Here is a 12960-nt window from a genome sequence, read left to right on the forward strand (position 1 = left end):
AAGATCGGAACAAGTCTAATTCATAAGCTCATTTTTCCTATTCGTTAAAAGCCCTGGGCAGAAGGAGGTAGGAATGACAACTGCTGCGGAACACTATAAAGATTGCCCTAGAGGCATGACTATTGACGAATGGAGCGCACGTATCGATCTAGCCGCACTCTATCGTCTTGTTGCCTTGAAAGGTTGGGACGATCTGATCTTCACTCACATATCAATGCGAGTACCTGGGAGCAAACACCATTACCTGCTAAGTCCATTCGGCTTGATGTTTGAAGAAGTGACCGCTTCAAGCCTGATTAAGGTTGATGTAGAAGGCAATTTGATTGGGTCGGGAAGCAAAATGATAAATCCAGCAGCTTTTGCCATCCACAGTGCAATCCATAAGGCACGTGACGATGCAAAATGCATTATCCATCTTCATACTCTAGATGGTGTTGCGCTTTCTGTGTGCGCAGAAGGGTTATTACCACTAACGCAGCATGCCATGATTATTGGTGGCGAGCTTGCCTATCATGACTATGAAGGTATTGTACTTAATTCTCACGAAGGGGAGCAGCTGGTTAATGATTTAGGCTCCAAACATCTCATGTTGCTTCGCAATCATGGAACGTTAGCGGTGGGGCCTAACTGTGGGGCTGCCTGGTTACTGATTTACTACTTAGAATCTGCTTGCTCCATACAGTTGCGCGCCACAACTCATAACAGAGAACTTAATAAACCAATCCAGGGCATTCCTGAAAAGGTTCAAAAAATGACGAGCGCTTGGTACGATGGAACCTTGGGTACATTTGCCTGGCCTTCTTTTTTGCGAAAACTTGAGCGCATTGATCCCAGGTACCGAACCTAAAGAAGTCTCCGTATGAAAACATATACCGCTTTAGAACAAGGCATTCATTTTCTTAATAGAAAACATACGTCAATTCCTACACAAGAGCTTAAAGGAGAATGCGCCTGGAAAGTTAAGGAAATTGGACGTCTTGAAACAATCGCACATCATGTGTCTTTAGCTGAAATAAACGCTATAGATACTTTAATTGATGAAGTCGAAGCAGCAGATATCAGGTTTGATGAAATCGGTCCCGGAGACTGGGGTAATACCAATTTACAATTACTTATTGATGAATGTTGCACTGCATTGTTTAAGGGGCGAGGATTTATCCTGATCCGCGGTATTCCGATTGAGCGTTGGTCAATATCACGCGCTAAATTATTTATGGCAATTTTCGGCAGTCAATTTGGCCATTTAGGCATCCAAAACCTACAAAATGACATCATTGGGGAAATATGTAACCGCCCCGAGGCGAATATCAACTATGCACGTAATTATCTCACTAACCGGGAATTTCGTCCTCATTGCGACGGCGCTGACCTACTTGGGCTTCTTACCATCCGACCTGCGGCACAAGGTGGGGAAAGTCGTTTGACGAGTTCCGTTTCAGTATTCAATGCATTACGTAACGAATCACCACATCTGATACACCGATTGTTTGAACCTGTATTACTCGACTTACGCAACGAACAAGCTCCAGGGACTCCCCCGGTTGTATGGATAACACCTTGTGCACACCATGAGGGTCAACTTAAAACGGTTTATCTCTCAGATTATTTCCGAAGTGCAGACCGCCATCCCGGAGTTACAATTGATCCTGAAGCGAAAACTTTGTTTGACTTATATGATCGTCTTGCTACTCACCCTGATCTAGAATTACGCTTCACTCTGAAAGCAGGAGATTTACTAATTATCAATAACCACGTTATTCTCCATGCACGTGATGCGTTTGTCGATGTACCCCATGCAAAACGACTTCTGCTTCGTTTCCTGGTATCCTCTAATCTCATGCCCTCTCAATTCGGCAATCCCTAGTCTTCTGCTTTTTGGCAGACTCAATCCAACAGAATCATTCATTGCGGGCAAGCGGTGTAATGTTCTCTTATACAGCTAGCGCCTTCGTATCAGAAGATGATACCTTTTGAAAATCCATTGGCAAATTATGCACTACACCAATTGTGATGTTCTTTCGAGTCATTATCTCTATGAACAAAATTTTTATCGGAAATTTGTGTTTTATATGCTTCCAATATAGGAAGCATGACACGTTGAACCATGGTTGCAATCAGGATCAGTATCACCTAATAAAATCGATAATTTCTGCATCGAGATCGCTACCCTTTAACTTATTCATAAGCGCTTAACTTTTTGAAAATAAAACGAGTTCTGCGTGAGATTTTTTAACCTCGATAGGATGTTGCATCCCTATATGACATCAATAATGTCCAAGCCAGATCCTAAGAGCCGTACACTTTAAAATTGCAATTAATCTTGATTGACAGTTTACATCATTAAATTAATCTCGTTATAGTAATAGAGTAAGTGTCTACAAATTAAGGATAATTAGTGAAAAAAAATATAATTTATATTATTTCGGGTCTAATCTTTTCTGGAAACTTATTTTCAGGGACCATGGGAACAGATACACCACTCAGAAATTTATATATAAGGGGTGATTTAGGTTACAACTTCTTTAATGACCCCTCTGCCATTACTGCGAGTTATCTTTCAAATACTCAAATCAGTGCGCTCGATACGCATATAGAAGACAGACTGGGCTATAGTGTTGGGATTGGTTATCGGTTCATGCCGCAATTGAGAACTGATGTTACATTTACTTATCGCCCTTCTATTTCGTTCCAAGCAACGGATGATGCACCTGAAATAGGTACTGCGAAACTCAAAAATTATACCGTTATGGCTAATGGTTATTATGACCTGGACATAAACCTCCCAGTTATGCCTTATTTAATGGCGGGTATTGGCCTGAGTTCTAATAAAACCAATAGCATTTATTGGCCTTTCGTACAGCAAAATGAATTCGGTCATACAGTAAATCACTTCGCTTGGCAGGTAGGTGCCGGATTATCTTATGCTCTCTGTGATCGTTTGTTACTTGACTTTAATTACCAATTTGTAGATCTGGGTAAATTTTCCAATACCGGACACTATGATACCGGAGGTCCTTTTAATATTGGTTTAATTGGAACACCAACCAGTTTCAACACCCTTTATAGCAATCAGATTCAATTGGGATTACGATATTATATTTTATAAAGCCCATGGTGATTGTGCTAATATTCGAGAGAATTGTTCCTTGTATCAAGGCTTTTTAGAAATTAAAAATAAAGAGTAACGATCTTAGAAAGATTGATGGTACTCATTTATTAAACAAATACTCTATACTCTTTAAATGACTTCTGAAATTTATTTTTGGAGATGCAATGAATAACACGGCTCCCCCTTATAAAAAGCTTTGGCGATCCCGGGATAATAAAATTATTGCAGGTGTTTGTGGGGGGTTGGGAGAATATTTTAATTTTGATCCATTTTGGGTTCGTATTTTATTTATTGTGTTTTTCTTAGCTGGAGGGGCGGCTTTTCTTGCATATGTAATTATATGGCTTATCGTCCCATTGGAACCTTTAAACAAAGAAAAGAAAATCATTAACCCGGATTTGTAAAAATATTTTCTTAAAGCTAAATCATTTAAGAAAACTTTTTGGTAATTTTAAATACCAAAAGTTTTTCCATTATTCTCTGTGAACTATTATTTCGATATTCTATCTTCCGGGCGCGCCATTTTTCGATAAAAACAATAAAAGCAAAAATCACTCCAAATAGTAGCCAAGACCTCCTATGTCTTTGGCCCGGAAATATTCGAACCGAACGAGGTTCGAAAAAATGCGAACGCGAAGAGCACAAAGCGTGGCGTTTTGATCTAACAAATAATCTCGGCTCTTCCCCAAATCCAGGGGCACTTCACTCATCCACAAAGCACTCTAACTCTTTATGTGGATCGATGACCTAACCTACGCCTGGTATCGAAGATCAAAGAAAAAATATGAAATATCAGATCTAGAAAACCGGCTACTGAAATGTAAGTATTCAAATACATGGAGAAGCTCAATAGGATAAATTATGGACCATGGAAACCAATACTTTCTTCGTCTTCTTCATCGGTAAAAGGATTAAATTTTTCTTGCTCTCCTTTTTTATTTTCACTTAGGGTTGGAGAGACCTGAGAAAAATTTTGATCATCTTCGTCATCCTTGAAAGGATCAAAATTTGGCGGCTCTACTATCTCATCTCTAGTTTTTGTTTGAGAGAAACTCAAATCCTCTTCCTCATCTTTAAAAGGATCAAAATCTGGCGGCTCTACCACCTGATCTCTAGTTTTTGTTTGAAAGAAACTCAAATCCTCTTCCTCATCTTTAAAAGGATCAAATTCATAGGATGTTACATTTTCTCTTTTAGTGTTCATTTTTGAAAAGGTATAATCAGGCTCTTTGTTGTCACTTTTATTAAATCTATTTTGTTCATTCGATTCATGTTCAATGGAAAAATGTGATGCCGTTGATGAACCACCCATCATTGATTCCATCTTCTGATGGGACGATTTTATCTCAGCTTCCGGATTTTTAGATGGGGCTTCCGTAACTAAACCGCATTGTTCCGCCTTGGTAATTATGTTTAATAGTTGTTCAGTGCTACCATGTTTGCCACCAAATAAATGAAAAACCACTTTTCTGTCATCAATAAATACCTCGATTTGTCGATAATTAGGATTACTCTCAAGTATCATTCCTTGTTCGTCCAACAAAGGAAGATGGAGACGGCCAAACAAACCGAAAACTAATTGGACTTGCGGATTGTTTTTCAAGTAATGGATCATATTTTCCTTAGATATGGTGTTAGAGATTGCAATGATATTTTTAGTATAAGATTCACATCGCGCCTTGAATTGCTCTTCGTCGCTTCCAAAATATTGGGTGATAACCCCTCCAACAAATTCTAGAGAATTTTGAGGATTTATTTGGGTTACCCACGTAGGAATTGAATCAAAATAGTTATTTTCAACCAAGAATTCAAAAGGGTCTATTATGGCTTCTTTAATGGCAATTTCTAGGTTTTTCTCGGAATTGGGATTATCTTTTCGTGTAAATGTAGACAATAAATAAGCAACAAATATTTTTTGTTCCTCAACACTCGATGTTTTTAAAAACTGTGAAATTTGTTCTACAGTATAAGATTCAATCGGATCATAGATTTGAGCGTTGTTTATCTCAGCAAATGACATGGTCAAGTCAATCTCTGGAAATAGAGCTCCTGTCCCATCTTTAAATGTTCTTAATCCTTCTAAAAAGAATGCCGTTGTCTCGCCCATAACACTCCACCTCTACATATAAGTATAGATTTAGAAATGGGAGTAATACATAGCCATGTATCAGGCGAGCCTTGATACCGCCAAGCGAGATCAAGGTTTGATTAAATCATAAGAATAAAATCCAAAGATCTAGGAATTCAATTGAAACAATTAAAAAGCTATTTCTTTCTGAAGGTATAATTACCAAAAAATTAATCAAAATAGGTTATTACATATAATTCTAGAATAGAAAAAATACTGATTATGCTTCGCGCCATCAAAGCTATTATTTATGTTTATGGGTGTCGTAATATAGGGATTATTCCTAAGTTTACAAGAGTAATCTTTACTAAAATTTTTTTAAAACCAGCATTGAAATTTCCCTTAAATGTCTCTATAGATTAATCAACAACGCATTTAATAAGGAGGATTAATAACAACTACTTAGTAATATATGAATCATATCTCTTACCATTAAATTGAAAATTTTTTTGTTTTAAAAATTAATTTAAATTAAGAGGATTTAAGCTATGTCATCAGTTCAAATAATATTTCGATCTATTTCATACTCATCAGCAATTGAATGCTATATCGATAAGCATTATAACAAACTCAAGAGATTCTATAGAAAAATAAATCATTGCCGAGTGGTCATCGATAGGGAACAAAATAATCGACTTAAAGGGATAATGTTTCGTGTAAGCATTAATATGACTTTACTTGGCAAGGAAATTAGCAGTAGCAAGCAGAACCCCAATTTATATATTGCTCTACGTGATTGTTTTATGGCAATTGAAAAATTACTGGAAAAACAGTTCAAAAGAAAAATTAAAATATCTAAAAAACATTTTTTTACTCTTAGTGATCATAAGATTCACTCGGAAGTACAAGCATATTAAAAATAAATCAGGACTTCTAAATATCAATATTTTATAGAAGTTATTTGGAAGTCCGGAAAAAAGCTCATAAGCAACGAATCTATCCTTTCCTTGAATCTTGAACAACAAAAAATTTTCGATATTGCCCTTTCTAAAAAATATGTGAGATAGTTCATTAGCTTAGATTAAATCAACTAATCGATTTTTCTATCTCGTAGTCCCCTCAGAACCTATTATCAATATATGGCCTATAATTTAAACATGTTGTATTAATTTGTATCCAGCCATGAAACTTAAAATTGATCCCACTTTGATTAATAATTCCCAACAAGAAGCACAAGCATTAGGTGATTATCTGATTAAGAATGATTCAGCTTTTCTAGAAAAGAAGGGAGAACATAAGGTAACCCCCTCTCTCGAATTAGAAATAACTCATAATTTGATTCTTGATCAAGAAAACACCAATTCTAACATTAAAAGGTACTATGTTATAAGTAAAGACTTCCTAGGAAAAGGAGCTTTCAGTAAGGCTAGAGGAACTATGGGTTATATTGAGGTTGATAAAGCGAGTGGTGCGGTTACCTATACACCAAGTGAGGAAAAAGCTATTAGAGTAAAAAACACTCACTATGCTCAAAAGAACATACTGGATACAGGTGCAGCTCCATATAGCCACTCAGAAGCAGTTGCAGCTTATCAGCAAGCGAAAAACTTTAGTCATCTAGGCATGCAACCTCCTATCGAGGTTAAAAAATCACACGCTCAACTCGGTTTATTTTCAAAAAGTTATGCACTCATGAATAAGTTAAAAGGTAGCGATCTAGACACAGAAGTTGTCAATTTCATTGCTGATAATGATCCTGATACTGCAACAATGGTTAAACGTGTCATCCTCCCTATATTGGAAGCATATAAAACACAAATTTCAGATAAAAATTTTGTTCACAGAGATATTAAATTAGAGAATATACGGGCCTATTTATCTATGACGGATTCTAAAATTAATTTTTTAGATGTAGATAGTGCTTTAAAAGTTGGTGAAAAGGATACTATTTATGGGAGCCCTGCCTTTTTACCCCCAGAGCTCGCTCAGATAACATCTTCAAATACCATCTTAGTAACTCCTGCAAGAGACATATTTCAACTTGGGGTGTTGTTAATAGCGTGTCTAAATCCAGATTTAGATCCTAACTTTTACTTTCCTGAAAAGTTAAATGCACAGAGTGGTGCGGAGGTTGTTAAATTCGCACTTGATCAAATACACCAAAATGGATGTTACGATCCAGACAAGATGGGATCTAATTTATTTGAGTACATCCAAGGCTCACAGGTTATTCCGTTATCAGAAGAAACTGACCTACGTAATGAGATAAAAGAGATTTTAAAAGAAATGACAAAGGAAGATCCGACTCAGCGTCCTGACATTGGTACTGTTATTTCAAAACTTAATGAAATATTAATTAAGTTAGAACCACAGCAACCGCAACTAGGTGTCACACCTTAGAAGCTCGGTTCCTAATCCACATTAAGCGTAAATCAGCATTAATGTGCGCCCCGCCCCTGCCCAATAAGGAGAGCGGATGTTCGACAAAATACGAAGTGAAGAACACGAAGTGAGTGCAACATTTTAGACGCGCTTCAGATTGTACGGATATAGTGCTCACTTGAATCCTCTAAAAAGAGACCAATAATGAATTAATTAGTAAAAATTTAATTAAAAATGTTGTCCGAACATCTAGGCTAATCCAACTAAGCCACCAATTATCAAATTACGAATTCGTGACTATGTGAATGATCGGATTTGCATGCATCAGACAATATAGTAAAGGGGTAAGTGACAAACATAGTTGCTAATGCAAGTACCGCTGCAATAGAAGCAATTGCAATAGTTACGGAGCTAATTGCTGGTAAAATAGGAACGATAGTGGATAAAACAAGACAAGCACCGATTCCTAAAGCAAGGTCATTTGGATCAGGATGTTCAGAGTCCAGGAAAGCCTTAATTGTTAATCGATAGGGGGAAATAGCTAATTTTGTGCAGTTCCAAAAAAAAGATCCATAAAAATTAGTTAATCTTTTAGTAGCTGACATACATTGTTCTCCATTACAAACTTGTTATTTAAAAATAATTATAAATGAAATACTTAAAAAATATTAGCGCTTTATTTAAAGCGGGTGATCTAATATAGACCAGTTCTTATTTAAATTAAGTTTTCCTCGTACTGAAACCAATCTCTATTAACAACCACTGTAACTAAATTTTGTAGAGGGTAATAACTCACGATGAGACGCTTGAATGGTCTCCCTATGATCTTTTAGGTGTTTAAGATAAAAATGACTATATTTTTCTAAATCAAAATTATCCACTAATTGATATTTTAGTTCTTTATATGAACAAGAAGGGCCTTTTCCAAATTCCTTTTTCATTTCTTTAACTATTTCTTGAAATATAAGATCACTAAGTGTTGAATAATTTGGACCACTCATGAAAAACATAGCTAATGCTTTTGCATTACAATAACTATCAGTATGACTATCAAAATAACTCCCAACGCTCGAGCGTCTTGAAGATCCCCACATACTTCCCCATGATTGTGCTTCATATTTTTTAAATGAAGACATAATTAGACTTTTAAATGTGGTTTTAGGGAAACTATCTACCCAATCATAAACAGCACGATAAAATAATGACATCCCCACCTCGCTATAAGGATGGGTAAATCGTTTATCATTCTTAGCAAAAAACTCTATATCACGAGTAAAATTAGATATTTCTTGTTCAAATCTTTTATTTCTAATTGCAATTTCTATATCGGGTATGAAATGCCTCTGCAACATTAAAGGAGTAAGCTCCTGGATGAGCAGCATATTTAAAGCTCCACTTTGCGCTCCTGAACATAAAATATACGCTAATCGATTATCACCACTTTCATGCGTACTCGCTTTTAAATACTCTTTTACAGGAAATGTTCTTAGTCTAAAAGTAGAAAGTGCAGGAGCATATTTTTTATCGATAATTTCAGTAATGTAGTACTCGAGTTCGTCTGGTTTCAAACTTTTTGCCCAAATAAATAAAGAGTCATGGTATTGTTTCTTTACTTCATCACCAGTAATTACCTCTAGTTGACACTTTAATGAAGTCAACTCCTCTTCCTTGCAGTTTAATTTTTCAGGGGTAAATTGAGTGAAAATAATATCTAGAAGCTTGTCTGAAGGAAATAGCGTGGCAACAGACTGCAGTTCTGAGAGAGAACAAATAAAAGAATCCAAACGGAATAAATTTAAAAATCGTTCATAACTGGAATTAGACATATAACCCAAACATTTTTCAAATAAACCTTTGGTGTTAATGAGTGATTTAAATTCGGTAACAAGTTTTATGCGTCCTTCCTCATTGGTCGCCTTTAACAGATCAAACAATACATTACTATCAATTATATTATTCTTAAATTGAGAAAAAAGTTGCTCTAATAATAATTCTTGAATTGCGGTATCACTTTTCCAAAGCATAAAATGAGTTTTCCATGCTTCAAAGGAAATACAATGATTTTTTATTTGCTCTGCATATTTTTGTCTGAAACTTTTCTTTACTGACTCGCCCAGTTTGGACATTATTAATTGATATTTTTCCGGTGTATTATATTCCCCCGCCAACTCTGAAAATTTTGACTCTACAATGACTTGTTGTTGCTCTTCAGAAAAAAATGAAAGCAGTTTATGAATTTTAGTCATATAGGGCAGTTTATCCAGGCGTGACTGAGCACGTGTGGCTACTGTTTTAAAAAGCTCAGGGGTATCGGTCAAATAGTTAAAATGTTCATAATCTTTAATTCCCGGCGCTATAAAATCGGCTGCAATGAACACATTATATCCCGTGCTTTGACGCACTAATCGAATTAATAGGGAAAATAACCCGCTATCATCACCATCCAGCATTTGGGGACGATGAGCTAAGACTTTTAATACCCCATCCAATAAAGAAGCCAGAGAGGGTAAATCCTCTTTCGCTTTTGTTGCTTCCGCATGAATAGGAATTTTATAGAGTTCAGGGTATTGATTGAGAAATTCGAAAAGACAATTGGAAATTTGAAAGGCGCAAGGGAAAATATCTTCTGCCTTTTGTTGCACAAATTCTTCTTCAGTGAGCGGACAATCCTTATGGCGTACGAATAAAGCCAGTAAATAGCTCTTAATCGTAAGATTCGAACCCCCATAACTTTTAAGGCAGAGGTTACTAATCAGAGTTTTGTGCGGTTCAGGTAAACTGATATCTTTGGGAAGTTTGCGCCAAAGTTCATAAAACGTTTTAATCGCTCCTGCAACAACCTCATTATCAGCCCATCCCTCACTACCTGAATCAGCAACTGACGCTTTTTTAAGCTCCAAAGCCAATTGACCTAGAGCAAAACCGAATGACTTATCGTCATATCTATTTCTATGGTGTTCCTTCAATACTCTGATAAATGTTTCACTGGCTTTTCCTGCAACCTGCTCTAAATTTAGCATGTCTCTACCGCTCAATTGATAGACTACTTGGTTCTCAGGTGGTTGAAAATCAGCAATCACGAGATTACTATCCACTTTAGCCATTTGAAAGACTTCTGATACAGGGATTAACCTGTTATATGCATGATTAATAACATAATTCTCAAGCTCAAAATGCCCCTCTGTCTCTGTTTCAAATTTAAGATCAGCACCTTTTCGATTTAAGCCAACAAGCCCAGGCATTAAAATTTGACATATTGCTTCGTCAGGTCCGGCAATAACCTCCGCTATTTTGAGACAGAACTGATTAGCAGGTAAAAAAGGATGACGGGTATAGACTAGATTCGATTTTTTCAGTAGCTCCCAACGATTCTTGAAATAACGCCTAATGTGACTAATAATCTCTTGGGGAAGAATAGTATCCTCGTCCCCATGAGTGAATTGATTAAAAAAGAAGAACACATAGTCAGACTCTTGTTGCATCGCATCCAGAGTTTGAGCATCTAATGTAGAAGAAAAAATAGCTTCTTGTTTTTTATAAATATGCAGGAGGTTTTTTAATGTTTTTATAGTAAGCATGGTGGGTGTTATTTAAAACGAATGTTATATTTTATTGTTTTCTAAAGATATTTCAATAATCACAACCAGCGGAGATACATAAAACATTTGCATCTTTTGAAAATTCAAGGATTGGATTCCCGCCTTCGCGGGAATGACAATAGCGATAGGCGCTAACCCTGGACCTATCTATTCCGGGGCGTGCCATTATTCAATTTTTATCTAATTACAAAGCGATTGATATTGCTAATTTGCATATTTGCTTTTCCAAAGGAAGGCGCGGGGAAACCCGGTATGCTAGGGTCATACACACCTATTCCTTCACCACCAGCAGCAAGATTAACATTCAAATAATAACCCTTGTCAAATCCATGGGTTAATGAGTCGAACATCACTTCCGCTTCGGTTAAAGGCATAGGAACACTTAATGCTAGATTGCATCTGTTTGATTCAACAGTACAACATCTTGGGCTAGAACTTGTACACCATATTAATTGCTGTACCCCGTTTACTTCTCTTTCTGCACTAAAAATCATATTACCTGTGGTCTCACTTTTACAACGAGTTATTGTAATAGAAGTGTACTTAATACCATCATAGTACCAGCTGAGAACATAACGAGTAATCGAGGTTCCATCCTTTTTCTCCCAAATGAAGCCATAGTTATGCCAGTTAGATGAATCTGCTGCAGGATATAAGGGCATTATTGGTCGGTCAAAATCACCTATATTATTGATATAATTCCATGAGGTTGCAGTTGCGTTTGCTAAATAACCATAATGTATTGAACCAATAATAGGAGTAGTTGCCGTCCAACCGCCGTTGATTAATTCCAAAATATCAATTTCCATAGCAGATGGCCAAAGATTTTTTGGTGTAAACTTTTCTGAATTAAAGCGAAATGTATCATCTATGTAGGGTGACATTATCCATACAGCAGGCCACGCCCCTTTTTGATAAAGCTGGTCCATTGTTAAGTTGGGATCATCTTTTTCAACTCTCAATCTAATCTCTATACCACCATGATTAATCGTTTCACCCTTAGAACCTTTATTAACATAAAACCCCTTACGATATGAATAAAAAGCTCCTGACGTGTAAGTGCATGTTCCAGTAGATACTATAGCCCGATTATTTGGATCTACGTATCCCCTTCCAATACAAGGAAAAGCACTTGAAGGTTTCGCTGATAATTTAATAAATGACGGATTTTCCTTATTTTTTGGGATAAAAGAAACATTTTTTGGTAGGTACTCTTGGTATTCTTGTGTCCCAACATGATATCCATTAACTATGGTAAAATAATTATCGAAAGTTGACTTTTCACCACCAAAAACCGAGAGTTTCTCCGTACATGAATTTGTATCACATAATGATTGTATGTTCTTTATATTAAGTAAATTTTCTTCGCTTGGTTGATAACATTGATGGGCGTTGCCTTGGGTGCATACTTTTGGTCCGCCAACTACATTACCTTTCAAAACCCTGCCATCGATATACAGACTTAAAATGCAAGACTCTTTATATCCTAAGGTGAATACGTCTGTACAATATCCAGGGCTTGTTAATTGACTTATACCTGGTATAGGCGTCATTACTAAAGAGTGTGTTTTTTTCGAGTGGTTCGTGACTCTATATTTTATAGTTTGTTTACTATTTCCAATGATAATTACTTTAGTGTCGGTCAAAGGAACAAAAGTCCATAAAGGATTTGCAGAGGAAGACATAGCCATGGGCGTAGAAAGACACATCCACAACACACAGAGTTTCTTGTTCATCAAATAATATTTTTTCATAGCTGTATCCGTACATAAAAAAGTAAGTATGGAGTACAAAAATCATGA

At 36.3% G+C, this 12960-nt stretch carries 10 protein-coding genes; 6 read left to right on the forward strand and 4 right to left on the reverse strand.

Annotated elements, in window-relative coordinates; genetic code table 11:
* The first annotated feature begins 73 nt into the window (after positions 1-73).
* From ACWTEW_RS34150 to ACWTEW_RS34165, 4 genes are all read left to right on the forward strand, one after another.
* Positions 74-847, forward strand: a complete 774-nt coding sequence (locus ACWTEW_RS34150; RefSeq protein WP_454782431.1) for a class II aldolase/adducin family protein — start codon at positions 74-76, stop codon at positions 845-847.
* Between the two features lie 12 nt (positions 848-859).
* Positions 860-1864, forward strand: coding sequence for a TauD/TfdA family dioxygenase (locus tag ACWTEW_RS34155; protein WP_454782432.1), 1005 nt, complete (start codon positions 860-862; stop codon positions 1862-1864).
* Positions 1865-2395: 531 nt separating this feature from the next.
* A complete protein-coding gene (locus ACWTEW_RS34160; protein ID WP_454782433.1) occupies positions 2396-3106 on the forward strand; it encodes an outer membrane protein in 711 nt (236 codons plus the stop codon).
* A 167-nt stretch (positions 3107-3273) separates the two neighbouring features.
* Positions 3274-3513: a PspC domain-containing protein gene (locus ACWTEW_RS34165; RefSeq protein ID WP_454782434.1), complete on the forward strand. Its 240-nt coding sequence runs from the start codon at positions 3274-3276 to the stop codon at positions 3511-3513.
* A 455-nt stretch (positions 3514-3968) separates the two neighbouring features.
* Here ACWTEW_RS34165 and ACWTEW_RS34170 read toward each other — a convergent pair whose 3' ends face one another.
* Positions 3969-5216: a hypothetical protein gene (locus ACWTEW_RS34170; protein WP_454782435.1), complete on the reverse strand. Its 1248-nt coding sequence runs from the start codon at positions 5214-5216 to the stop codon at positions 3969-3971.
* A gap of 509 nt (positions 5217-5725) precedes the next feature.
* Between ACWTEW_RS34170 and ACWTEW_RS34175 the strand changes: the two genes are divergently transcribed.
* Both ACWTEW_RS34175 and ACWTEW_RS34180 read left to right on the forward strand, forming a co-directional pair.
* Complete coding sequence (locus tag ACWTEW_RS34175; protein WP_454782436.1) at positions 5726-6094, forward strand: HPF/RaiA family ribosome-associated protein; 369 nt, start codon at positions 5726-5728, stop codon at positions 6092-6094.
* Positions 6095-6359: 265 nt separating this feature from the next.
* The gene (locus ACWTEW_RS34180) at positions 6360-7577 is read left to right on the forward strand and encodes a protein kinase domain-containing protein (RefSeq protein WP_454782437.1); all 1218 of its coding nucleotides are present in this window, start codon (positions 6360-6362) and stop codon (positions 7575-7577) included.
* Between the two features lie 260 nt (positions 7578-7837).
* Here ACWTEW_RS34180 and ACWTEW_RS34185 read toward each other — a convergent pair whose 3' ends face one another.
* The 3 genes from ACWTEW_RS34185 to ACWTEW_RS34195 form a co-directional block, all read right to left on the reverse strand.
* Entirely contained in the window at positions 7838-8164 is a 327-nt protein-coding gene (locus tag ACWTEW_RS34185) for a hypothetical protein (protein WP_454782438.1), read from the reverse strand.
* A 147-nt stretch (positions 8165-8311) separates the two neighbouring features.
* Positions 8312-11137 carry a hypothetical protein gene (locus tag ACWTEW_RS34190; protein ID WP_454782439.1) on the reverse strand — a complete coding sequence of 942 codons (2826 nt, stop codon included), beginning with the start codon at positions 11135-11137 and terminating at the stop codon, positions 8312-8314.
* A 197-nt stretch (positions 11138-11334) separates the two neighbouring features.
* Positions 11335-12912 (reverse strand): glycoside hydrolase family 16 protein, encoded by a 1578-nt coding sequence (locus ACWTEW_RS34195; protein WP_454782440.1) that lies wholly within the window; start codon positions 12910-12912, stop codon positions 11335-11337.
* Positions 12913-12960 lie beyond the last annotated feature (48 nt).

Source organism: Legionella stuttgartensis, from assembly GCF_977063405.2.

Coding starts and splice junctions, on each gene's coding strand:
- ACWTEW_RS34150 (WP_454782431.1), top strand. CDS start 74: ATGACAACTGCTGCGGAACACTATAAAGATTGCCCTAGAGGCATGACT.
- ACWTEW_RS34155 (WP_454782432.1), top strand. CDS start 860: ATGAAAACATATACCGCTTTAGAACAAGGCATTCATTTTCTTAATAGA.
- ACWTEW_RS34165 (WP_454782434.1), top strand. CDS start 3,274: ATGAATAACACGGCTCCCCCTTATAAAAAGCTTTGGCGATCCCGGGAT.
- ACWTEW_RS34170 (WP_454782435.1), bottom strand. CDS start 5,216: ATGGGCGAGACAACGGCATTCTTTTTAGAAGGATTAAGAACATTTAAA.
- ACWTEW_RS34175 (WP_454782436.1), top strand. CDS start 5,726: ATGTCATCAGTTCAAATAATATTTCGATCTATTTCATACTCATCAGCA.
- ACWTEW_RS34180 (WP_454782437.1), top strand. CDS start 6,360: ATGAAACTTAAAATTGATCCCACTTTGATTAATAATTCCCAACAAGAA.
- ACWTEW_RS34185 (WP_454782438.1), bottom strand. CDS start 8,164: ATGTCAGCTACTAAAAGATTAACTAATTTTTATGGATCTTTTTTTTGG.
- ACWTEW_RS34190 (WP_454782439.1), bottom strand. CDS start 11,137: ATGCTTACTATAAAAACATTAAAAAACCTCCTGCATATTTATAAAAAA.
- ACWTEW_RS34195 (WP_454782440.1), bottom strand. CDS start 12,912: ATGAAAAAATATTATTTGATGAACAAGAAACTCTGTGTGTTGTGGATG.